Origin of the sequence: Micromonospora sp. BQ11 (assembly GCF_052068135.1) — a bacterium.
In the GTDB taxonomy this organism is placed as follows: domain Bacteria; phylum Actinomycetota; class Actinomycetes; order Mycobacteriales; family Micromonosporaceae; genus Micromonospora.
Window position 1 is genome coordinate 134,414 of record NZ_JBQHDB010000004.1, and the last position, 22,200, is coordinate 156,613.

Annotated in this window: 22 protein-coding genes; 12 read left to right on the forward strand and 10 right to left on the reverse strand. The window is 72.2% G+C overall.

Annotation, left to right across the window (positions count from 1 at the left end):
- The first annotated feature begins 171 nt into the window (after window positions 1-171).
- Window positions 172-1,623, forward strand: coding sequence for a GTPase HflX (hflX, locus tag ACTMSW_RS10235; RefSeq protein ID WP_441180305.1), 1,452 nt, complete (start codon window positions 172-174; stop codon window positions 1,621-1,623).
- A gap of 50 nt (window positions 1,624-1,673) precedes the next feature.
- Entirely contained in the window at window positions 1,674-3,548 is a 1,875-nt protein-coding gene (locus ACTMSW_RS10240; RefSeq protein WP_441180306.1) for a hypothetical protein, read from the forward strand.
- Between the two features lie 61 nt (window positions 3,549-3,609).
- On the opposite strand, the gene lexA is transcribed toward ACTMSW_RS10240, so the two are convergent.
- A complete protein-coding gene (lexA, locus tag ACTMSW_RS10245) occupies window positions 3,610-4,392 on the reverse strand; it encodes a transcriptional repressor LexA (protein WP_441180307.1) in 783 nt (260 codons plus the stop codon).
- Between the two features lie 550 nt (window positions 4,393-4,942).
- On the opposite strand from lexA, the gene nrdR reads away from it, so the two are divergent.
- The 3 genes from nrdR to ACTMSW_RS10260 all read left to right on the forward strand — a co-directional run bounded on the left by nrdR (window position 4,943) and on the right by ACTMSW_RS10260 (window position 8,777).
- A complete protein-coding gene (gene nrdR, locus ACTMSW_RS10250; RefSeq protein WP_441180308.1) occupies window positions 4,943-5,446 on the forward strand; it encodes a transcriptional regulator NrdR in 504 nt (167 codons plus the stop codon).
- Between the two features lie 68 nt (window positions 5,447-5,514).
- Window positions 5,515-8,403, forward strand: coding sequence for a vitamin B12-dependent ribonucleotide reductase (locus ACTMSW_RS10255; protein ID WP_441180309.1), 2,889 nt, complete (start codon window positions 5,515-5,517; stop codon window positions 8,401-8,403).
- 137 nt (window positions 8,404-8,540) lie between these two features.
- On the forward strand, window positions 8,541-8,777 hold the full coding sequence (locus tag ACTMSW_RS10260) for a DUF2188 domain-containing protein (RefSeq protein WP_441180310.1): 237 nt from the start codon (window positions 8,541-8,543) through the stop codon (window positions 8,775-8,777).
- Between the two features lie 178 nt (window positions 8,778-8,955).
- Here ACTMSW_RS10260 and ACTMSW_RS10265 read toward each other — a convergent pair whose 3' ends face one another.
- Together ACTMSW_RS10265 and ACTMSW_RS10270 are read right to left on the reverse strand one after the other, a co-directional pair.
- Window positions 8,956-9,126: a DUF397 domain-containing protein gene (locus tag ACTMSW_RS10265; protein WP_441180311.1), complete on the reverse strand. Its 171-nt coding sequence runs from the start codon at window positions 9,124-9,126 to the stop codon at window positions 8,956-8,958.
- Between the two features lie 10 nt (window positions 9,127-9,136).
- Window positions 9,137-9,979 carry a helix-turn-helix domain-containing protein gene (locus ACTMSW_RS10270; RefSeq protein ID WP_441180312.1) on the reverse strand — a complete coding sequence of 281 codons (843 nt, stop codon included), beginning with the start codon at window positions 9,977-9,979 and terminating at the stop codon, window positions 9,137-9,139.
- Between the two features lie 478 nt (window positions 9,980-10,457).
- Here ACTMSW_RS10270 and ACTMSW_RS10275 point away from each other — a divergent pair, with 478 nt between their 5' ends.
- Window positions 10,458-10,676: a hypothetical protein gene (locus tag ACTMSW_RS10275; RefSeq protein WP_441180313.1), complete on the forward strand. Its 219-nt coding sequence runs from the start codon at window positions 10,458-10,460 to the stop codon at window positions 10,674-10,676.
- A 238-nt stretch (window positions 10,677-10,914) separates the two neighbouring features.
- Window positions 10,915-12,375, forward strand: a complete 1,461-nt coding sequence (locus tag ACTMSW_RS10280; RefSeq protein WP_441180314.1) for an alpha/beta fold hydrolase — start codon at window positions 10,915-10,917, stop codon at window positions 12,373-12,375.
- A 54-nt stretch (window positions 12,376-12,429) separates the two neighbouring features.
- Here ACTMSW_RS10280 and ACTMSW_RS10285 read toward each other — a convergent pair whose 3' ends face one another.
- Window positions 12,430-12,750, reverse strand: coding sequence for a TraR/DksA family transcriptional regulator (locus ACTMSW_RS10285; RefSeq protein WP_441180315.1), 321 nt, complete (start codon window positions 12,748-12,750; stop codon window positions 12,430-12,432).
- A 118-nt stretch (window positions 12,751-12,868) separates the two neighbouring features.
- Between ACTMSW_RS10285 and ACTMSW_RS10290 the strand changes: the two genes are divergently transcribed.
- Entirely contained in the window at window positions 12,869-12,997 is a 129-nt protein-coding gene (locus tag ACTMSW_RS10290) for a hypothetical protein (RefSeq protein WP_441180316.1), read from the forward strand.
- A 75-nt stretch (window positions 12,998-13,072) separates the two neighbouring features.
- Here the strand turns inward: ACTMSW_RS10290 and ACTMSW_RS10295 are convergent, their stop codons facing one another.
- On the reverse strand, window positions 13,073-13,639 hold the full coding sequence (locus tag ACTMSW_RS10295; RefSeq protein WP_441180317.1) for a dihydrofolate reductase family protein: 567 nt from the start codon (window positions 13,637-13,639) through the stop codon (window positions 13,073-13,075).
- 208 nt (window positions 13,640-13,847) lie between these two features.
- On the opposite strand from ACTMSW_RS10295, the gene ACTMSW_RS10300 reads away from it, so the two are divergent.
- Complete coding sequence (locus ACTMSW_RS10300; RefSeq protein ID WP_441180318.1) at window positions 13,848-14,096, forward strand: DUF5522 domain-containing protein; 249 nt, start codon at window positions 13,848-13,850, stop codon at window positions 14,094-14,096.
- Between the two features lie 30 nt (window positions 14,097-14,126).
- Here the strand turns inward: ACTMSW_RS10300 and ACTMSW_RS10305 are convergent, their stop codons facing one another.
- A complete protein-coding gene (locus ACTMSW_RS10305) occupies window positions 14,127-14,813 on the reverse strand; it encodes a metal-dependent transcriptional regulator (RefSeq protein WP_441180319.1) in 687 nt (228 codons plus the stop codon).
- A 97-nt stretch (window positions 14,814-14,910) separates the two neighbouring features.
- Between ACTMSW_RS10305 and ACTMSW_RS10310 the strand changes: the two genes are divergently transcribed.
- The 3 genes from ACTMSW_RS10310 (at window position 14,911) to ACTMSW_RS10320 (ending at window position 19,585) form a co-directional block, all read left to right on the forward strand.
- Window positions 14,911-15,756, forward strand: a complete 846-nt coding sequence (locus ACTMSW_RS10310; RefSeq protein ID WP_441180320.1) for a sulfurtransferase — start codon at window positions 14,911-14,913, stop codon at window positions 15,754-15,756.
- 63 nt (window positions 15,757-15,819) lie between these two features.
- Window positions 15,820-17,001 (forward strand): acetoin utilization protein AcuC, encoded by a 1,182-nt coding sequence (locus ACTMSW_RS10315; RefSeq protein ID WP_441180321.1) that lies wholly within the window; start codon window positions 15,820-15,822, stop codon window positions 16,999-17,001.
- Window positions 17,002-17,029: 28 nt separating this feature from the next.
- Window positions 17,030-19,585, forward strand: a complete 2,556-nt coding sequence (locus ACTMSW_RS10320) for a bifunctional acetate--CoA ligase family protein/GNAT family N-acetyltransferase (RefSeq protein WP_441180322.1) — start codon at window positions 17,030-17,032, stop codon at window positions 19,583-19,585.
- 74 nt (window positions 19,586-19,659) lie between these two features.
- Here ACTMSW_RS10320 and ACTMSW_RS10325 read toward each other — a convergent pair whose 3' ends face one another.
- From ACTMSW_RS10325 to sigB, 4 genes are all read right to left on the reverse strand, one after another.
- A complete protein-coding gene (locus tag ACTMSW_RS10325; RefSeq protein ID WP_441180323.1) occupies window positions 19,660-20,067 on the reverse strand; it encodes a VOC family protein in 408 nt (135 codons plus the stop codon).
- Entirely contained in the window at window positions 20,064-20,564 is a 501-nt protein-coding gene (locus ACTMSW_RS10330; protein ID WP_441180324.1) for an SRPBCC family protein, read from the reverse strand. The genes ACTMSW_RS10325 and ACTMSW_RS10330 overlap by 4 nt, the downstream gene beginning before the upstream one ends.
- The gene (locus ACTMSW_RS10335; RefSeq protein ID WP_441180325.1) at window positions 20,561-20,908 is read right to left on the reverse strand and encodes an ArsR/SmtB family transcription factor; all 348 of its coding nucleotides are present in this window, start codon (window positions 20,906-20,908) and stop codon (window positions 20,561-20,563) included. Before ACTMSW_RS10335 ends, ACTMSW_RS10330 begins: the two co-directional genes overlap by 4 nt.
- Before the next feature lie 121 nt (window positions 20,909-21,029).
- Window positions 21,030-22,046: an RNA polymerase sigma factor SigB gene (gene sigB / locus ACTMSW_RS10340; RefSeq protein WP_441180326.1), complete on the reverse strand. Its 1,017-nt coding sequence runs from the start codon at window positions 22,044-22,046 to the stop codon at window positions 21,030-21,032.
- Between the last annotated feature and the right edge of the window lie 154 nt (window positions 22,047-22,200).

Consider the following 22,200-nt stretch of genomic DNA (forward strand, 5'->3'; position numbering starts at 1 on the left):
TTCCTCCGTCGACGCTGAACGGTTCGCCCCGCATTTCTACTCGCCTCGCTGGTCCGGCCGGCATCCGACCCCGCTACCGACGGGTACGGCCACGGGCATATAGCGGGTGCATCGTGCGTTGACACATGTCAGGATTGCGTTCTACGTGACCAAACGGACAGGAGATCGAGTTTGCGAGAGCAGGAGACCTACGTTCCCAACGAGGACGACGAGTTCGACGCCACAACCGGTGACTTCGAGCTGTCGGAGCGGCAGGCGTTGCGGCGGGTCCCCGGCCTCTCGACCGAGCTCACCGACATCACCGAGGTCGAGTACCGGCAGCTGCGCCTGGAGCGCGTCATCCTGGTCGGGGTGTGGACCGAGGGCAGCCAGAGCGACGCGGAGAACTCCCTCACCGAGCTGGCCGCGCTCGCCGAGACGGCCGGCTCCGAGGTCCTCGAGGGGCTGATCCAGCGGCGCAACCGCCCGGACCCGGCCACCTACGTCGGCCGGGGCAAGGTCGAGGACCTCGGTTCGGTGGTGCTCGCCACCGGCGCCGACACCGTCATCTGCGACGGTGAGCTGTCCCCGTCGCAGCTGCGCAACCTGGAGCAGCGCACCAAGGTCAAGGTGGTCGACCGGACCGCCCTGATCCTGGACATCTTCGCCCAGCACGCGAAGAGCAAGGAAGGTAAGGCGCAGGTCGAGCTGGCCCAGCTGGAGTACCTGCTGCCCCGGCTGCGCGGTTGGGGTGAGACCCTCTCCCGGCAGACCGGTGGTAGCGGTCGCGGCGGCGGTGCCGGCGGCGGCGTGGGTCTGCGCGGTCCCGGTGAGACCAAGCTGGAGACCGACCGGCGTCGGATCCGCCACCGCATCGCCCGGCTGCGCCGGGAGATCAAGGGCATGCGGACGGTACGCCAGACCAAGCGCGCCCGGCGCTCCCGCAACGCGGTGCCGGCCGTCGCGATCGCCGGCTACACCAACGCCGGCAAGTCCAGCCTGCTCAACCGGCTGACCGGTGCCGGCGTGCTGGTGGAGAACGCGCTGTTCGCCACGCTGGACCCGACCACCCGCAAGGCCACCACCTCCGACGGGCGCCTCTACACGCTGTCCGACACCGTCGGCTTCGTCCGGCACCTGCCGCACCAGATCGTCGAGGCGTTCCGCTCGACCCTGGAGGAGGTCGCCGAGGCCGACCTGGTGGTGCACGTGGTCGACGGCACCCACCCCGACCCGGAGGAGCAGGTCCGCGCGGTCCACGAGGTCCTCGCGGAGGTCGGCGCCGACCGTCTGCCCGAGCTGCTGGTGGTCAACAAGACCGACGCCGCGGACGAGGAGACCCTGCTGCGGTTGAAGCGACTCTGGCCGGACGCCGTCTTCGTGTCGGCCCACACCGGGCGGGGCGTCGACGGGCTGCGCGAGGCCATCGAGGAGCGGCTGCCCCGTCCGGCGGTGGAGGTCCGCGCCGTGCTCCCGTACGACCGGGGTGACCTGGTCGCCCGGCTGCACCGGCAGGGCGAGGTGCTGAGCACGTCGCACCTGCCCGAGGGCACCCTGCTGCACGTCCGGGTCGGCGAGGCCCTCGCCGCGGAGCTGGCGCCGTTCGAGGCCGGGGCCGAGCAGGCTCTCGCCCAGCGTTCGTAAGGGCGTCCCGGCGCCCGGGAGAGCCCCGCGGGACATGCGACACTAGCAAGATGCGCCGCGTACTCTCCTCGGTCACGGTTGCCCTCAGCCTGCTGGGGGCAACCGTGGCGTGGGCCGGGGTCGCCCTGGCAGCCCCCACCTCCGCCACCTCCGCGCTCGCTCTCGCCGCAGGTCAGAAGCGGTGCACGGTGGCCGACGAGCGCCTCCGCGAGGTCTCCGGCCTGGTGGCGACGAAGACCGGCTACGTCGTGATCAACGACGGCACCACCGACGAGCGCCGCAAGCGCGTCTTCTTCCTCGACACCAAGTGCAAGATCACCAAGGATCCGGTCCGCTACTCCGGCGGCGGACCCCTCGACACCGAGGACCTGGCGCTCTCCCCGGACGGCAGGACGCTGTGGATCGCCGACACCGGCGACAACGTCACCAGCAAGACCCGCCGCGAGCGGGTCGCCCTGTGGAGCATGCCGGTGGGCGGCGGCGAACAGCCGGAGCTGCACCGCATCGCGTACCCGGACGGCAAGCCGCGCGACGCCGAGGCGCTGCTCCTCAACGGCGACGGCACCCCTCTGATCATCACCAAGGTGACCGCCGGCAAGGCGGAGATCTTCACGCCGGGTGCGAAGCTGCGCACCGGCGACACCGAGCCCGTGCCAATGAAGAAGGTCGGCGACGTCAGCCTGCCGAAGACCGAGACGGAGAACCCGTTCGGCTCCCTCGGCCGGACGGCTGTCACCGGCGCCGCCCGCTCCCCGGACGGGTCCCGCGTGGTGCTCCGCACGTACGCCGACGCCTTCGAGTACGACGTCTCCGACGGTGACGTGGTGAAGGCGCTGACCTCCGCCGAGCCCCGGGTGACCGCGTTGGCGGACCCGTTCGGCGAGGCGATCTCCTACACGCCCGACGGCAGGTCGTTCCTCACCATCTCCGACGGCGGTCAGCTCGAGGACGAGGAGCCCATCAACATCCTGGCCTACAAGCCGTCCACCGAGGGGGCGAAGCCCGTCGCGGGCTCGGCGGCTGGGCCCAAGTCGGCCGCGAGCCAGTCCTGGATGGACTCGCTCACGCTCCAGGACATCACCTATCTGATCGGTGCGGTCGGCGCTCTCGGCGCGGTGCTGGTCGGTGCCGGGGTGGTCGGCATCCTGCGGGCACGGCGGAACCCTCCGCCGGGTCGAGACTCCGACGACGGTCCGGACCGCGACGGCGGGCCCGACGACGACGCGGAGGGCTTCCTGCCTCCGGGTGACCGGGCGGCCCGCGCCGGTGTCTACGGCGGTGCGCCCTCCGCCGGTGTCTACGGCGCACCCGGCGGTGGCCCTCGCGGTGGCGCGGTCCCGCCCGGCGGTGGTCGTGGTGCCGCGGTCCCGCCCGGTGGCGGTCGCGGTGGTGCCGCTCCGGCCGGTGGCGCGGTCTACGGGGGCAAGCCGGCCGGCGGAGGCGTCTACGGCGGTGGCCGCCCGGCCGGCGGTAGCGGCAGTGGTGTGTACGGCGGCCGACCCGGTGGCGGCGGTGCCCCGTCGGGCGGTGGCCGGGCAGGTGGCGTACCCCCGGCCGGCGGCGGTCGCGCCGGTGGTGCGGCTCCGGCCGGCGGTGGCCGTGGCGGTGTGCCGGACCGTGGTGGTGTGCCGGACCGTGGCGGTGTGCCGGACCGTGGCCGTGGTGGCGACGGCGCCCGTGGTGGCGGTGGTCGCCCGGCGGCCGGTGGTCGTCCGGCCGGCGGCGTCTACGGAGGCGGCCCGGCCGGCGGTGGTCAGCCGGCTGGCGGTGGCGGCCGGGCGGAACCCCCGCGCCGCGGCCCGGACCCGGAGGCGGGCGGTCAGCGGTCGGGTCGGCGGCGCGACGACGGCCACCGAGACGAGCGGGGCGGTTCCTACGGCCAGGTGCCCGGGGGTGGCCGCGGCTACCGGGGCGACCGGTACTGAATCGGCCGCACGGAGATCGCGTCCGGGGTGACCGCTCGACCGGCGGCCACCCCGAACAGCGTCAGATTCGGCGGAGCACCGCGACGACCCGGCCCATGATGGTCGCATCGTCGCCGGGGATCGGGTCGAAGGCCGGGTTCTGCGGCATGAGCCAGACGTGCCCGTCGCGGCGCCGGTACGTCTTCACCGTCGCCTCGCCGTCGAGCATGGCGGCGACGATCTCGCCGGAGTCGGCGGTCGGCTGCTGACGGACGACCACCCAGTCGCCGTCACAGATGGCCGCGTCGAGCATCGAGTCGCCCTTGACCTGGAGCATGAAGACCTCGCCCTCGCCGACGAGCTCGCGGGGCAGCGGGAAGATGTCCTCCACGGCCTGCTCGGCGAGGATCGGCCCACCGGCGGCGATGCGGCCCAGCATCGGCACGTACGCCGGGGCGGGGCGCTGTGCCCGGGTCATCTCGTCGTCCACGTCGCTGGGTGCCCGGACGTCCACCGCGCGGGGACGGTTGGGGTCGCGGCGCAGAAAGCCCTTCTTCTCCAGCTCCTTGAGCTGGTAGGCGACGCTCGACGGTGAGACGAGACCAACCGCCTCGCCGATCTCCCGGACGCTCGGGGGGTAGCCGTGGCGCTCGACCCAGGTGCGGATGAACTCCAGGATCCGCCGCTGGCGGGCGGTCAGGTCGACCGTCGTCGGGTCGGGGAAGGCGCTCACCACCGGGGTGACCGGTCGTACGGCCGGCTGCCCGGCCCGGCTGCGTGCGGCGCCGCGGCGTCGGGTGGCCGGCGGACCCGCCTCGGTGATCTGCTGCGGGGTCTTCGGCCGGCTGGCCCGGTCCTCGGTCACGTCCGTCCTCCCTGGTCGGCGCTGGGTGCCTCGGCGGCTCGTGGCGCGTGTGATGTCGTGTCCGGATCGACGGGGGAGCGCCGAAGCCGGTTGTTGATGACCGTATAGGTGAGATCAGTCATTTTCAAACATCTGTACGACCTCGTTCAGCGTGTCGGGGTGAAAATCCGATCAGTTCGTACTCGTGTTCTGATAAATGGTACGTCGGGTCGCACGGCTGTTCGATCCCGGCGGTTCGTCGGCACCTCCCGGCCGGGCGGCCGGTAACCCCCTCGGCGGCGTGGCGTTGGGCTCTCTGGTCGCCCGGACGGAGGTGGTGCAGGTGACGCGCCGGACACGCCCGCCAACTTGACCTCGGATCATCGGCGGCATACGGTCGACCCCTAGATGTAGTAGTCACACGGGCGTAAGTCGCCTACAGGTTGGGTTCGACTACCGAACGCACTCCCGTACCGTCGGCACGGCGACACCATCGGACGATGGTTCCGCCGTGATGACGCGTGCCCGAGGGCGGGTCGGCGGACCCGCGGTCGATGGAGGAGGTCGGGCGATGCGGTGTCCGTACTGCCGGCACCCTGACTCCCGGGTCGTCGACTCGCGGGAGGCCGACGACGGCCAGTTGATCCGCCGGCGGCGGTCCTGCCCGGAGTGCGGCAAGCGGTTCACCACCGTCGAGGAGGCGGTGCTCGCGGTGGTCAAGCGCAGCGGGGTGACCGAGCCGTTCAGCCGTACGAAGATCATCGGCGGGGTGCGCAAGGCGTGCCAGGGCCGGCCGGTGGACGAGGACTCGATCGCACTGCTGGCGCAGAAGGTCGAGGAGACCGTCCGCGCCAAGGGGGCGGCCGAGCTTCCGAGCCACGAGGTGGGGTTGGCGATCCTGGGCCCCCTGCGGGACCTGGACGAGGTGGCCTACCTGCGGTTCGCCAGCGTCTACCGGTCGTTCGACTCGCTCGCGGACTTCGAGCGGGAGATCGACACGCTGCGGGCCGCCGCCCGCGCCCGGGCCGAGGGCGCCGGTGCCGACGCGGCCGGCGCTGCCGGCCGTACCCATTGAATTGTGCGTTTTTGAGAAGACAGTCGGAGCGCGCGGCGGGTGACCGTGCGGACGAGGGGGCGGATGAGATGTCGGGGGATGGTGTGACAACGAGCAGGTCACGGTCGAAGGCTGGCGCGACGGCGGGCCTCAAGATCGAGCGGGTCTGGACCACCGAGGGGGTGCACCCCTACGACGAGGTCGCGTGGGAGCGGCGCGACGTGGTCATGACCAACTGGCGCGACGGCTCGATCAACTTCGAGCAGCGCGGCGTGGAGTTCCCCGAGTCGTGGAGCGTCAACGCGGCCAACATCGTCACCACCAAGTACTTCCGTGGCGCGGTGGGCACCCCGGAGCGGGAGTGGTCGCTCAAGCAGTTGATCGACCGGGTCGTCGCCACCTACCGCACCGCCGGTGAGGAGTACGGCTACTTCGCCAGCCCGGCCGACGCCGAGGTCTTCGCCCACGAACTGACCTGGATGCTGCTGCACCAGGTGTTCAGCTTCAACTCGCCGGTGTGGTTCAACGTCGGCACGCCGTCCCCGCAGCAGGTCAGCGCCTGCTTCATCCTCGCCGTCGACGACTCGATGGACTCCATCCTGGACTGGTACAAGGAGGAGGGGCTGATCTTCAAGGGCGGCTCCGGCTCCGGCGTCAACCTGTCCCGGATCCGGTCCTCCCGCGAGCTGCTCTCCTCCGGCGGCAACGCCTCCGGCCCGGTCAGCTTCATGCGTGGCGCGGACGCCTCCGCCGGCACCATCAAGTCCGGCGGCGCCACCCGGCGCGCGGCGAAGATGGTCATCCTCGACGTGGACCACCCGGACATCCAGGAGTTCGTGGTCACCAAGGCGCGTGAGGAGGACAAGATCCGCGCCCTGCGCGACGCCGGGTTCGACATGGACCTGGGCGGCGCCGACATCGTCAGCGTGCAGTACCAGAACGCCAACAACTCGGTCCGGGTCTCCGACGAGTTCATGACGGCGGTGGAGAACGACGGCGGGTTCGACCTGCGCGGCCGGCTGGACGGGTCGACGATCGAGACGATCAACGCGAAGAAGCTGTTCCGCAGCATCGCCCAGGCCGCCTGGGAGTGCGCCGACCCCGGCCTCCAGTACGACGACACCATCAACGACTGGCACACCTGCCCGGAGACCGGCCGGATCACCGCGTCGAACCCGTGCTCGGAGTACCTGCACCTGGACAACTCCTCGTGCAACCTCGCCTCGCTGAACCTGATGAAGTTCCTCCGCGCCGACGGCGGCTTCGAGGTGGAGAAGTTCGTCAAGTCGGTCGAGCTGGTCATCACCGCGATGGACATCTCGATCTGCTTCGCCGACTTCCCGACCGACAAGATCGGCGAGACCTCCCGCGCCTACCGGCAGCTCGGCATCGGCTACGCCAACCTCGGCGCCCTGCTGATGGCCTCCGGCCTGCCGTACGACTCGGAGCAGGGCCGCTCGGTCGCCGCGGCGATCACCTCGCTGATGACCGGCACCGCCTACCGCCGCTCGGCCGAGCTGGCCGGCGTCGTCGGCCCGTACGACGGCTATGCCCGCAACGCCGAGCCGCACAAGCGGGTCATGCGCAAGCACGCCGCCGCCAACGACGAGATCAAGCCCACCAGCCCGGTGGCCACCGCGATCGTGCGGGAGGCGACCAGGCAGTGGACCCAGGGCAACAAGGTCGGTGACAAGTTCGGCTGGCGCAACGCGCAGGCCAGCGTGCTGGCGCCGACCGGCACCATCGGCTTCATGATGGACTGCGACACGACCGGCGTGGAGCCGGACCTGGCGCTGGTCAAGTTCAAGAAGCTGGTCGGCGGCGGCTCGATGCAGATCGTCAACCAGACCGTCCCGCGCGCACTGCGCAGCCTCGGCTACCCCGAGGAGCAGGTCGAGGCGATCATCGAGCACATCGCCGACCACGGCCACGTGGTGGACGCCCCCGGCCTCAAGCCGGAGCACTACCCGGTCTTCGACTGCGCGATGGGTGAGCGGTCCATCGCCCCGATGGGCCACGTGCGGATGATGGCGGCCATCCAGCCGTTCGTCTCCGGCGCCATCTCCAAGACGGTCAACATGCCGGAGCAGGCAACCGTCGAGGACGTCGAGAAGATCTACTTCGAGGGCTGGAAGCTCGGCCTCAAGGCACTGGCGATCTACCGCGACAACTGCAAGGTCGGCCAGCCGCTCTCGGTGGGCAAGGCCAACAAGACCGCCGAATCGGCTCCGGCCGTGGTCGAGGCGCCCGAGAAGGTCGTGGAGAAGGTCGTCGAGTACCGCCCGGTGCGCAAGCGGCTGCCGAAGAAGCGCCCGTCGCAGACGGTCAGCTTCTCCGTCGGCGGCGCCGAGGGCTACCTCACCGCGTCGTCCTACCCGGACGACGGCCTCGGCGAGGTCTTCCTCAAGATGTCGAAGCAGGGCTCGACCCTCGCCGGTGTGATGGACGCCTTCTCGGTGGCCATCTCCATCGGCCTCCAGTACGGCGTGCCGCTGGAGACGTACGTCAGCAAGTTCACCAACATGCGCTTCGAGCCGGCCGGCATGACCGACGACCCGGACGTGCGCATGGCCGCCTCGGTGATGGACTACATCTTCCGTCGCCTGGCCCTGGACTTCCTGCCGTACGAGCGCCGCGCGGAGCTGGGCATCTTCACCGCCCAGGAGCGGGCCGCCCAGCTGCGGGCCGAGGCGGAGGCGGAGGCCGGCGGTGCGGACCTCACCGCGATGGCCTCCTCCGCCCCGGTCGAGGCTCCCGTCGAGCCGAAGACCGGCCCGATCGCCCAGCCGGCGCAGGAGACCGCCGACGTCGTCGCCGCCAAGCCGGCGCCGTCGGTCGGCTCCAGCACCGAGCTGCTGGAGGCCGTGATCGGCAAGGCCGCCGACGCGCCGCTCTGCTTCACCTGCGGTACGAAGATGCGCCCGGCCGGTAGCTGCTACGTCTGCGAGGGCTGCGGCTCCACCAGCGGCTGTAGCTGACCCAAAGCAACGAGCCCCGGGCGTTGGAGCGCCCGGGGCTCGTGAGCCGGGATGGAGCCCGACCAAATGGTTGCAAGACGGATCCTCGCTCCTCCCGGCTCGATTCCGCAAGTTGATCGAGTACGAAGGAGAAAAGGATGGCGACACCAAGGAAGCCGGTACATGTTGTTCCTCACCCCGATGGCTGGGCGGTGAGGCGGGAGGGCAGCCAAAGGGCAGCCTCAGTCCACGACACTCAGGCCGAGGCTGCAAGGCAGGGCCGCGCGTCAGCTCGAGCGAGCGAGACGGAGTTCTACCTGCACGGTAGGAACGGGCAGATCCGTGAGCGCGACAGTTACGGAAATGACCCTAATCCACCACGAGACCGGAACTAGGTGAACGAGGCTCTGGCCTGCTAGGCAGGCCAGAGCCGTTCGTCTTCTGTCTCGGTGTCCACTCCCATGACCTGATCGGTGCCCGTTGTGCCAGGTCCCGGATCACCTCAAGCCCACTACGGATCCCGGGCCACCAATGGCCATAAATGGCCTGCGCAGCGATGCCCTAAAGCCGCCGTTAGCGCTTCAACTGCGCGAGGAAAGTCAACCAGGTCGACCCGTCGAAGCGAAGAGTTCGACCCGAGCGGTCCTTGCTATCACGGACCTCGACGGTGTGGTCGGCGAACCTGACTTCGACGCAGGCACCGTTGCTGCCGCTGCGGGTGCTCTTGCGCCACTGCGAGTCCACGCCACGCCTCCTACTCCTCGCGCCGCGCGTCCCGGATCTCCTCGATCATTGCGGCCGAGTCCGTCGGTGACATGGCTGCGGCGCGCAGGCTGTTGAAGATGACTGTACAGCGGCGGACATCCTCACCCTCCGCGTAGAGGTCGCCGGTGATGCCCTCGATGTAGACCACGCCGGGGCCGTCTGTGAAGTTCAGGATGTGGAAGCTCGACAGCATGGACGCGTACGCGCCCTCCCTGAACGGGATCACCTGGACTGTCACGTTCCAGCGCTCTCCGGCTTCCAGAAGTGCGGTCAACTGGTCCGCCATGACCTTCGCTCCGCCGATCTGGCGGTGAAGGACGGCCTCGTCCAGGACTGCCACCAGACGCAGCTTCCCTGACGTGATCAGCTCCTGTCGCTGCATCCGGACGGCCACCCGTCGTTCCACCGCCTCCGGAGACGGTTCGAAGGCGTCTTCGCTCGTCATCGCCCGTGCGTAGTCCGCGGTCTGGAGCAGCCCGGGAACGACCAGCGTCTCGAAGTTCTGCACCTCGTCGGCTGCGGACTCCAACCCGATGTACTGACGGTACGACGACGGGAGATCGCCGTACTTGGCCCACCAACCTCGCTGCTTGCCGCTCCTGGCCATGGAGAGGAGCAGGTCGCGCAACTCAGGGTCGGTCATGCCGTATCGATCGAGCAGGGCGTTGAGCGCCGGTGCCTTGATGCCAACCCGCCCGGCTTCGATGCGCCGCAGGGTGCTGGCCGATACCTCGATCACCTCGGCAGCCTGCTCAGCCGTGACGCCTGCTTCCTCGCGAGCCCGCCGGAGCTGAGCGCCGAGCTGGAAGCGAACGAAGGTAGGGCTCTCCATGGCGCTCATTGTGCCGTCGGAGTGCCTGTACGGCACCGACACACGCCCGTCCTCTTTGGCAGGTCGTCGTTGACCAGCCCAGAATGCCCGCGCAAAATGGTGTGCGCAACCAGGGTGCGTGTGGCCGGAGGTTCAGATGGCGCGGCGTGTGTCATACGACGAGTACCTGCTGGCCGTCGCGCTCACCCCGGCCCGTCGGCATTGGCCGGTGTGGTCGTGGCGCCGGTGGCGTCGCACATGCCGCTGCGGTGCCGACCTCCCGTGCCGCGCCCGCCACCGCATCCCGATCGGGCGCGGCCACTGGCCGGAGGAGGAGCAGAAGTGAGCGAGGACCTGATACGCCAGATCCTGGCGATCCACGTCGCCGGCGTCAACGGTCTCTGCGTCGGGTGCCGGTGGCGTTGGGCGCGGCGGACGCCGTACCCCTGCTCTCAGGCCGCATGGGCGACGCGACCTGGCGGTTCCTGGGAGGCCGGTCGTGACCACCCACGGCCCGGTCCTTCCGATGTGGAGCTGCGGTGGTTGTGGTGGGCCGTGGCCGTGCGCGACGAGGCGTGCCGAGCTGCGGGCGGAGTTCGACGGCGTTCCCGTCTCGCTCGCGATCCACATGGGCTCGTACCTCGTCTGGGCCGCCGAGGACCTGACCTGGGTTCCGGCGGGACTGCTGCACCGACGCTTCCTCGGGTGGGTGCGGTGAGTGTCCTGCGGCGAGGGGATGAGCGCTTCCACTACAGCGACGGCTCGCACCGCTGGATTCCGCCCAACCCGGACCACGACCAGGAGGTGTGGGACGAGATGGTCCGCCAGCACCAGCGGAAGCACCTTGAGGAGATATCGAGTCGGAGAACGCCGTTCCGTGGTCCGAAGGGGACAGCTCAAGAGATCGATCATGGCTAGGGTGGGCGGTGCGATGATCGCCGATACGGGGAGGCGTCATGGGGAATCCGTCGATCCTTGCGCGACTGGTAGCCGCCGGGCTGCTGCCGGTGCTGTGGGGAGTGCTGGTCAGCTGGTGGACGCCGCGTGGCCCCGGCACGGGCACGGAAGCGCTGGTCTCGATCGCCGTCAGTCTCACCGTCGGGCTGGCCGCCGGCTGGTTGACGCGGTCCCGCTGGGCCATGCTCGCCGTGCCGGTGCTGTTCGTGGCAGCCGTCGAGGTGGTCCGGATGCGGCTGCGGGGGCCGACCGTCGACGCTCCGCACCTCAGCGGCTTCGGCTTCATCGCCCTGCTTCTCGGCCGGGGTCTGCACGGCCTGTTCACCATGCTGCCGCTGCTCGTCGGTGCCGCGTACGGCGCGGCCGTGGCGCGGCGCGGCGACCCGTCCGCGGTCCGGCGGCCGGTGTGGCAGTGGGCGGGCCGGATCACGACCGGGCTGCTCGCGGTGGTGCTGGTCCTGGTCGGGGTCGCCGTGGCGCTGCCCGCCCGCACCGAGCCGATCCCGGGTGGCGTCGCCGAACTGACCACCGTTCGCAGCGGCGACCGGGACCTGGGGCTGATGGTCCGGGGCGCCAGGCCGGACGTGCCCGTCCTGCTCTTCGTGCCGGGCGCCCCGGGCAGCTCGGAGATCGGCTCGGTACGCCGGCACCTCGCCGGCCTGGAGCAGCACTTCGTGGTGGCTACCCTGGAACGGCGGGGCGCGGCGAAGTCCTGGGCCGCGTTCGCCCCCTCGTCGACGTTCACGCTGGACAGCGAGGTCGCCGACGTCCTGGCGGTCACCGAACACCTGCGGCAGCGCTTCACCAGGGAGAAGGTCTACCTGGTGGCGCACTCCGGCGGCTCGATCGTGGGCGTGACGGCCGTCCAGCGCCGGCCCGAGCTGTTCGCCGCGTACGTGGGGGTGGGTCAGGCCGTGAGCCTGGACGACGCCGACCGCAGCCAGTACGCCGACACGATCGCCTGGGCCCGCCGCACCGGCCGCGCCGACCTGGCGGACCAGCTGACCGACCTGGGCCCGCCGCCGTACCCGGACATGTACACCTACGAACCCCTGCTGGCCAACGAGGCCGGCGCGTTCGACTTCGACCGTACGGGTGCCGGCGAGGGGCGCGGTGGGGCCGTCGAGAACCTGGACGTGCCCGAATACACCCTGCTGGAGAAGGTGCACGCGCTCAGCGGCATCTTCGACGGGTGGGACGTGCTCTACCCCAGGATGCAGGACGTCGACCTGCGCACCCAGGTCCGCGAGCTCGCGGTACCGGTCTGGCTGGTCGATGGCGCCCACGAGGTGCCGGGCCGGCTGACCCTGCTCGCCCAGTGGCACGCCCAGTTGCGGGCGCCCCGCAAGGAGCGGGTGGTCCTGGAGGGCGCCGGACACCGCTCGCTGTTCGAGCGGCCCACCGAGTTCACCGCCCTGCTCACCCGAGTTCTCGGCGAGACGCGGAGCGCCGGCGTCTGACCGTACGCCCACGGCGACTGCCGTGCCGAAACCCGGCACGGCAGTCGTGGGCCGTCAGCCGGCGTGCTTCTGCTGGCAGGGCACGCAGAAGCGCGCGTGGGGGAGCACCTCCAGCCGTTCGGCGGGGATCGGCGCGGCGCACCGCTCGCACACGCCGTACCGCCCCTCGGCGATGCGGCGCAGGGCGTCGGTGACCTGGTCCAGGCTCTGCCGGGTGGCGGCGATCAGCGCGCTGCGGGTGTGGGCCTCGCCCGGGTCGCCGGTGTCCGCGGTGAGCTGGGTGAGCCTCGCCGTGTGCACCTCGAAGTCGTGGGTCAGTGCCGTACGCAGCATGTCGAGTCGTTGCCGCTCGTCCGGGTGCAGGTGGGTGGTCATGGTGTGAACTCCTCCGGAAAAAGAAAAAGGGCCGAAGCGTTGACGCTTCGCCCTGGTGGCTGGTCGGGATGTACTCGTACCGAGCCAGGGAGGGCCACGTCCGGTCGGGCGCGGCGGCATGGAGACCGCCGAACCGGCGGGAGACGGTGCGGCGGTGCGCACCACCCGGATCGCGGGGGCGGTCGACCGGGCGCGGCGGGCGGCAGCGTACGACGCCGCCGTCACGACGGCGGCGCCCGCCTGCTGACCCGACCGACGCATCCGGCCACCATAGGCCGGAAGCACGCGGAAACCAATCGCCATTCCGCGCGCAGCCGCCGCGTCAGCTCCGGACGCGCTCGTGCCGCAGCAGAACCACTCCGTTGCCGAAGGTGCGGGTGCCGGCCAGCCGCAGCGGTCGCCGGTCGCCGTCCGCGGGAAAGAGCGGCCGGCCCGCGCCGAGGAGCACCGGGTGTACGTAGATCCGGTACTCGTCGATGAGGTCGTGCCGGGCGAACTCGGCCATCAGGTCCGCTCCGCCGAGCGCGAGGTCGCCGCCGGGCTGGGCCTGGAGCCGGCGGACCTCGTCCGGGTCCACCTCGCGGACGATGGTCGCGTTCCAGTCGGCCCTCTCCAGGGTGCGCGAGTACACCACCTTCGGCATGTCCCGCCAGATGCCGGCGTACTCGACCATCGCCGGGCTGCTCGCCGGATCCTCGTCCGCCGTCGGCCAGAACTCGGCCATCAGCTCGTACGAGCGCCGCCCGTTGAGGAACCCGCCCATCTCGCGGATCTCGGCGTTGAAGTGCCGGTGCAGCTCCTCGTCGACCTGGTGCCAGTCGAGGCCGCCGTCGGGCCCCTCGAAGTAGCCGTCCACCGACACGTTCATGTGCACGACGATCTTCCGCATGGGCTCGCCTTCCTGCCGGCCGTCAGTCGGCCCCCAGCATCCCGGTCACCTGTGACAACGAGGGCCCGGTCCCGTGGCGTGATCCACGCGGTGTCAAGGACATCGGGGCATCCCGGCGGCGTGGACGACCCGATGTGCGGGACATCGAGTGGATCAAGCGGCCCGCCCGCGGCGGTCGGGCCCTGACCGGTCCCTAGACTGACCCCCGATGACCGGAGAGCGACGACCCCTGGCCGGCCGGCCGCTCACCGAGCCGCACCCGTCCCGCCTCGCGCACGACCACCCCGACCGGAACCGGATCCTCGCCGCGCACACCGCCGCGCTGGCCGCCGGCGAGGCCGGCTACCTGGACCCGGCGACGGGCCTGTTCGTGCTCAGCGCGGGGTTCCTGGCCCGGCGAGGCACCTGCTGCGGGCGCGGCTGCCGGCACTGCCCGTACGTCGACGACCCGGCCTGACAGCCGGGGCCCGCGCGAAAGAGCGGAACGTCAGCCGGCGGCGACGAAGACCCGGGAGGCGACCTCGCGCGGCAGGCGGACCCGATCGCCGGAGCGGTCGATGGAGACGCCGTCGCGTTCCTGGGCCACGGTCACCGTGGCACCCGGGTCGACCCCCGCCGCGTGCAGTTGCCGCAGCACGTCGGCGTCGGTCTGTACGCTCTCGCAGATCCGCCGGACCACGACCGGCCCGGAGAGGCCGGGGAACGCCAGGTTGCGCTCACCCTCGGCGGCCTCGGGGGCGGCCGGCTCGGGGGAGCCCAGCTCCTCCAGCCCCGGGATGGGGTTGCCGTACGGCGAGCGGGTCGGCCGGTTGAGCAGGTCGTAGACCCGCTTCTCGACCGCGTCGCTCATCACGTGCTCCCACCGGCAGGCCTCCTCGTGGGCCTCCTCGTAGGGCATGCCGATGACGTTGACCAGCAGCAGTTCGGCGAGGCGGTGCTTGCGCATGACCGACACGGCGGCGCTGCGACCCTCCGACGTGAGCGCGAGGTGGCGGTCGCCCTCGACGGTGAGCAGGCCGTCGCGCTCCATGCGGGCGACGGTCTGGCTGACCGTGGGGCCGCTCTGCCGGAGCCGCTCGGCGATCCGGGCACGCAGCGGCGGCACCCCCTCCTCTTCCAGCTCGAGGATGGTGCGCAGGTACATCTCGGTCGTGTCGACCAGATCATGCTTCACGTCAGTGGCCCTCCGGTGCACGATGCTACCCCGCGCGACCGACGACGCCCGCTGTCGAACCGCGAGGCCGGTGCCCGGATGGTGTTGACTGGTCGCCATGTCCGGTACCGAAGATCTCCTCGTGGAGGCCGACCGGCTCGCCGTCGAGCTGGACCGCGCCGACCCGCCCACCGTGCTCGACGTCCGCTGGCGGCTGACCGGCCCACCGGGGCGGGACGACTACGCGGTGGCCCACCTGCCCGGGGCGGTCTTCGTGGACCTGGACACCGAGCTGTGCGGCCCGCCGGGCGCCGCCGGTCGGCACCCGCTGCCCGACCCGGCTGCGCTCCAGGCCGCGCTGCGGGCCGCCGGCGTCCGCGCGGGTCACCCCGTCGTGGTGTACGACGGCGGCGACGGGATGGCCGCCGCCCGCGCCTGGTGGACCCTGCGCTGGGCGGGCCACCGGGACGTACGCCTCCTGCACGGCGGCTTCCCGGCGTGGCTGGCCGCCGGGCTGCCCACCACGACGGCGGTGCCCACCCCGGCGGCCGGTGACGTCGAGGTGCGTCCGGGCGCCCTGCCGGTGCTCGACGCCGGGCGGGCCGCCGCGCTGGCCGCCGCCGACGAGGGGGTGCTGCTGGACGTGCGGGCCGCGCCGCGCTTCCGGGGCGAGACCGAGCCGATCGACCCGGTCGCGGGTCACGTGCCCGGCGCGGTGAACGTGCCCGCCCCCGGGTACGTCACCGACGGTCGCTTCCCCGGCGACGACGTGCTGCGGGAACGGTTCGCCGCCGCCGGGGTGGCCGCCGACCGGCCGGTCGGGGCGTACTGCGGCTCGGGGGTGACCGCTGCGCAGGCCGTCCTCGCCCTGCACCTGGCCGGCCGTCCGGACGCCGCGCTCTACGTCGGCTCGTGGAGCAACTGGGTCGCCGACCCGTCGCGCCCGGTGGCCACGGGGGAGTAGCGCGTCGGCGACACCCGCCCGGCGTGCGGCGGGCCGCCGCCGGTGGCGTGCGACGATGGGCGCATGTCCGACGACACGGTGGTGGTGTGGGACTCCTCGCTGCTCGCCTACGACATGGGTGACCACCCGCTGGACCCGGTACGCGTCGAGCTCACCATGGCGCTCGCCCGCGAGCTGGGGGTGCTGGAGCGGCCCGGCGTGCGGCTGGTCAAGCCGGAGCCGGCCGACGACGACCTGCTGGCCCGGGTGCACGACCCGCGTTACCTGGACGCGGTCCGCGTCGCGCCGCGCGACCCGCTGTTCGCCGGCTTCGGACTGGGCACCTCCGACAATCCCGTGTTCGACGGGATGCACGAGTCCAGTGCGCTGATCGCCGGGGCCACCGTCGCCGCCGCCGAGGCGGTCTGGCGGGGCGAGGCACGGCGGGCGGTCAGCGTGGCCGGCGGGCTGCACCACGCGATGCCCGCCCGTGCCGCCGGCTTCTGCGTCTACAACGACCCGGCGGTGGCCATCGCCCGGCTGCTCGCCCTCGGTGCGGAGCGCATCGCGTACGTGGACGTCGACGTGCACCACGGCGACGGCGTCCAGCAGGTCTTCTGGGACGACCCCCGGGTGCTCACGGTCAGCCTGCACGAGACGCCGCTGGCGCTGTTCCCGGGCACCGGATTCCCCGACGAGACCGGCGGACCGGAGGCGCAGGGGACGGCGGTGAACGTGCCGCTGCCACCGGGCATCGACGACGCCGGCTGGCAGCGTGCCTTCCACGCGATCGTGCCGTCGGTGCTGCGCGCGTTCCGGCCGCAGATCCTGGTGACGCAGTGCGGCGCCGACGGTCACCGGCTGGACCCGCTGGCCGACCTGCACCTGAGCGTGGACGGGCAGCGGGCCACGTACATCGCCCTGCGGAAGCTCGCCGACGAGCTGTGCGAGGGCCGCTGGGTGGCCACCGGCGGCGGCGGGTACGCCCTGGTCGAGGTGGTGCCCCGGGCATGGACGCACCTGCTCGCCGTGGCGACCGGTGCGCCGCTGGAGCCGGCCACGCTGACCCCGCCGGCCTGGCGGGAGCTGGCCGCCGCCCGTCGTCCGGGTCGGGAGATCCCGCTGCGGATGACCGACGACGTGGACCCGGCGTACGAGCCGTGGCAGCCGACGGGCGAGCCGACCGCGGTGGACCGGGCCATCGCCGCGACCCGCAGGTCCGTCTTCCCGCTGCTCGGGCTCGACCCCCACGATCCGCGCGACTGATCGTGCGCGGACCCGGGATGGTGACGCGGTGACCACGGTGGACCAGCCGGTGGACGTGCTGCTCAGCGACGGCACCACCATCCAGTTGCGGCCGATCCGGCCGTCGGACGGGCCGGGGATCGTGGCGATGCACTCCCGCTTCTCCGAGCGCACCCGGTATATGCGCTACTTCTCGCCGTACCCCCGGATCCCCGACCGCGACCTGCAACGCTTCGTCAACGTCGACCACCGCGACCGGGAGGCGTTCGTGGTGCTGGCCGGTGACCAGATCGTGGCGGTCGGCCGGTACGAGCGTCTCGGCCCCCAGGCGCCGGAGGCCGAGGTGGCGTTCGTGGTGGAGGACGCCTACCAGGGCCGCGGCATCGGCTCGGTGCTGCTGGAGCACCTGGCCGACGCGGCCCCGCGGGCCGGCATCATGAGCTTCGTCGCGGAGGTGCTGCCGAGCAACGGCGCGATGCTGCGGGTCTTCTCCGACTTCGGCTACCAGGTGCAGCGCCAGTTCGCCGACGGCGTGGTGCACCTGACCTTCCCGATCGCGCCCACCGAGGCGACCCTGGAGGTGCAGCGCGGCCGGGAGCACCGCACCGAGGCCCGTTCCATCGCCCGACTGCTCGCGCCGCGCGGGGTCGCGGTCTACGGCGCCAGCGCCACCGGGCAGGGCGTCGGCGCGGCGGTACTGGGTCACCTGCGGGACGGTGGCTTCACCGGCGCGGTGGTGCCCGTGCACCCGACCGCGCGGACGGTGGCCGGGCTGCCCGCGTACCCCTCGGCCGCCGACGCGGGCCTGCCGGTCGACCTGGCCGTGGTGGCGGTGCCGCCGGAGGCGGCGGCTGCGGTGGTCGCCGACGCGGCCGCCGCCGGGGCGCACGGCCTGGTGGTCATCTCCGCCGGCTTCGCCGAGGCCGGCGCGGAGGGCGCGGCGGCGCAGCGCGCCCTGGTCCGCGCGGCGCACGCGGCGGGCATGCGTGTGGTCGGCCCGAACTGTCTCGGGGTGGCCAACACCGACCCGACGGTACGCCTGAACGCCACGCTCGCCCCGAGGCTGCCGGTGCCCGGCCGGGTCGGGCTCTTCAGCCAGTCCGGCGCGTTCGGGGTGGCGCTGCTGGCCGAGACAGACCGGCGCGGCCTGGGCCTGTCCAGCTTCGTCTCGGCGGGCAACCGGGCCGACGTGTCCGGCAACGACCTCCTGCAGTACTGGCAGGACGACCCCGCTACCGACGTGATCATGTTGTACCTGGAGACCTTCGGGAACCCGCGCAAGTTCGCCCGGCTGGCCCGACGGATCGGGCGGGAGAAGCCGGTGGTCGCGCTGGCCTCGCCGGCCCGGCCCCCCGGCCTGGGCCCCTCCACCGGCCCGGACGAGGTCGCCGTCAGCGCCCTGTTCGCCCAGTCCGGCGTGATCCGCGTGGACACGGTGTCCGAGCTGCTCGACGTCGGGGTGCTGCTGGCCAACCAGCCGCTGCCGGCCGGTCGCCGGGTCGGCGTGGTCGGCAACTCCTCGGCGCTGACCGGCCTCGCCGCGACCGCCTGCGCGGCACAGGGACTGACCCTCGCCGACGGCTACCCGCGGAACGTCGGGCCCCGGGCCGGCGCGTCCGAGTTCGCCGCCGCGCTCGCCGGGGCCGCCGCCGACGACCGGGTGGACGCCCTGGTGGCGGTCTTCGCGCCACCGCTGCCCGGCCAGCTTCCCGATGTGGAGGGGGACTTCACCGCCGCCCTGCCCGCCGCGCTCGTCGCCGGCAAGCCGACCGTGGCGACCTTCCTGGTCGGCCGGGCGCCGGCCGGCGTGCCCGCGTACGGGGGAGTGGAGGAGGCGGTCCGCGCCCTCGCCCGGGTCACCGCGTACGCCGACTGGCTCCGCCGGTCTCCGGGCACCCCGCCCGAGCTGCCCGACGTCGACCCGGAGGCGGCGCAGGCGGCGCTGCGACCGGAGGCGCTGGACCCGATGGGGCTGCTCGCCGCGTACGGCGTCGACGTGGTCGAGTCGGTGCCGGCGCACACGGTCGACGAGGCGGTCGACGCGGCGACGCGGCTCGGGTTCCCGGTGGCCCTGAAGGCCGCCGCGCCCGGTCTGCGGCACCGGCTGGACCTCGGAGCGGTCCGCCTCGACCTGCCGGACGCGGCGAGCGTGCACCGTGCGTACGCCGAAATGGCGGCGGTCTTCGGCGCGGACGTCCTGGTCCAGCCGATGGTCCCGCCCGGCGTGGCCTGCGTGGTGGAGCTGGTGGAGGACCCGGCGTTCGGCCCGGTGGTGGGCTTCGGTCTCGGTGGGGTCGCCACCGAGCTGCTCGGCGACCGGGCCTGGCGGGCGGTGCCGCTGACCGACCGTGACGCCGCCGAACTGGTCGACGAGCCGCGCGCGGCGCCGCTGCTGCGGGGTCACCGGGGTGCGGCCCCGGTGGACCGTGCGGCCCTGGCGGAGCTACTGCTGCGTGTCGGCCGGCTCGCCGACGAGCAGCCGCGGGTGCGTGCGCTGACGCTGAACCCGGTGCTCGCCCGCCCCGACGGCATCTCGGTGCTGCACGCGACCGTCCGCGTCGGGTCCGCCGCCGCCCGCCCCGACACCGGCCCCCGCCGCTTGTGAAAGGAAGGGCCCCCTCTTAACGCCTGCGGTAGAGGAAGGGCCCCTTCTTAACGTCTCCCCGGCGGGGCGGCCCGTCAGGGGCGGCTGGAGATCTGCTGCACGCCCCACGAGTTGCCGTCGGGGTCGGTGAAGAAGACGAAGCCGACGTTGTCCAGTGGGTCCGGCACGGGGTGCGGGTTCGCGCCCAACACCTGGATCTCGCTGACCTCGACACCCCGCTCGACCAGTTCGGCACGGGCCTTGTGGAGGTCCGGCACGACCAGTTGGAGACCCTTGAGCGATCCCGGCGGCATGTCGGGCACCACGCCCTTGCCGATGACGATCGAGCAGCCGGAGCCCGGCGGGGTCAGCTGCACGATCCGCGCGTCGTCGTCGATCACGGTGTCGTGGTCGACGGCGAAGCCCAGCCGCTCGGCGTAGAACTCCTTCGCCCGGTCCACGTCGGAGACCGGTACGACCACCACTTCCAGCGTCCAGTTCACGGCGTCTCTCCTGTCGTCGATGTCTGGTGGAGCAGGTCGGCCAGGCGGGTGAAGCTCTCCCCGACGCCACGGGCCATCGGGTAGCGCAGCACCGTGTCCCGGCCCTCGGGGGTGGCGTACCGCAGGGTGGTGGTGACGGTGGTCCGCCCGACCAGTTCGGTGAACTCGTGGTCGACAAGCGTCTCGCCCGGATAGGACTGGTCCTCGAAGAGTTCGGTGCAGGTCAGCCGGTGCGGCGGGTCGATCGTCCGATACGTGCCGTACTGCACCATCCGACCGCCGGGGCCGCGCGAGACGAAGCGCCAACGACCGCCCACCCGCAGGTCGACCTCGCACTCGACGAGCCGCCAGCCCCGTGCCCCGTACCAGCGGACCAGCAGCTCCGGTCGGGTGAACGCGGCGAAGACCAGCGGGGCCGTCGCGTCGAAGATCCGGCTGAGCACGATCTCCCGGTCGCCGGGGGCGTGCACCACGAGCGGGTCGTCGGTGCCCGTCACGGGGCGCCGCTTCCGGTGTCGGTGTGGTGGAGGTCGTCCAGCAGCGCGTCGAGGCGCTGGTAGCTCTCCGCCCAGTAGTCGCGGTAGTCCGCCAGCCACGCCGTGGCCTCCCGCAGCGGCGCGGCCGCCAGCCGGCAGGGGCGCCGTTGGGCGTCCCGTCCCCGGGTGACCAGGCCGGCGCGTTCCAGTACCCGGAGGTGCTTGGAGATGGCCGGCTGGCTCATCGCGAACGGCGCGGCCAGCTCGGTCACGGTCGCCTCGCCGGCCGCGAGCCGGGCGAGGATGGCCCGGCGGGTCGGGTCGGCGAGCGCCGCGAACGTGGCGTCGAGCGCCTCCGTGTCCACTGAAGGTAACCTCCTGGTTCCATAACCAGATGGTTTCTATCCTGAATCTCCGCCGAGGTCAAGCACCACAGCGACGCGGGGCCCCGGCGAACCGCCGGGGCCCCACGTGGTCCAGATCGCGTCAGCAGGCGTACGCCTCCAGGCGCTGCGCCCGCTCCGGGGCGCGCAGCTTCAGCAGGGTCACCTTCTCGATCTGCCGGATCCGCTCCCGGGACAGGCCGAACTCCCGGCCGACCTCGTCCAGGGTGCGCTGCCGGCCGTCGTCCAGACCGAACCGCAGCCGGATCACCGCCTGCTCGCGCTGGGAGAGGGTGGCCAGGACGATGCTCACCTCGTTGCGCAGCTCGCCCTGCGCCGCGACGTCACCGGGCCCGGCCGCCGGGTCGACGGCGGCGACGAAGTCACCGAGGGCGCTCTCGCCGTCCTCGCCGACCGCCTGGTCGAGGCTCACCGGCTCCCGGTCGTACGAGATCAGCTCGATCACCTGGAACTCCGGGACCTCCAGCGCCCGCGCCACCTCGCCGAGGGTGGGCTCACGGCCCAGCGTCACCGACAGCTCCCGGCGTACGCGGACCATCCGGTTGACCTGCTCGACCATGTGCACCGGGATGCGGATGGTGCGGGCCTGGTCGGCCATGGCGCGGGTGATGGCCTGGCGGATCCACCAGGTGGCGTACGTGGAGAACTTGTAGCCCTTGGTGTAGTCGAACTTCTCGACGGCGCGGATGAGGCCGAGGTTGCCCTCCTGGATCAGGTCCAGGAACGCCATGCCGCGACCCGTGTAGCGCTTGGCGATGCTCACCACCAGCCGCAGGTTCGCCTCCAGCAGGTGGTCCTTGGCCGCGCGGCCCTCGGCGACGATCGTCGCCAGGTCGGCGTGCAGTTCGGCGGAGACGGGGGTGCAGGTGGCGAGCTTCTCCTCGGCGAAGAGGCCGGCCTCGATCCGCTTGGACAGCTCGACCTCCTGGGCGGCGGTCAGCAGCTTCGTACGGCCGATCCCGTTGAGGTACGCCCGGACCAGGTCCGTGGAGATGCCCCGCTCGTCGGTGGCGTCCAGGTCGGCCATGGTCTCGGTGCCGTGGTCGGCGTCGGTGCGACCGACCGTGCTCATCCGGTGCTCCATCATCTGCAGGGCCATCTTTCGTCTCTCCCCGTGTCCACGTCTGCGCCGCTGTCCGGCCCAGTGGTGCCGGTGACAAACAGCTTGGCGGGCGGGGCGTGAAACGGGGGTGAGGCGATCGGGGACCCGACAGAGATCCGCGTGGGTCGCTCGGGGCGTACGCGTGTCGTCG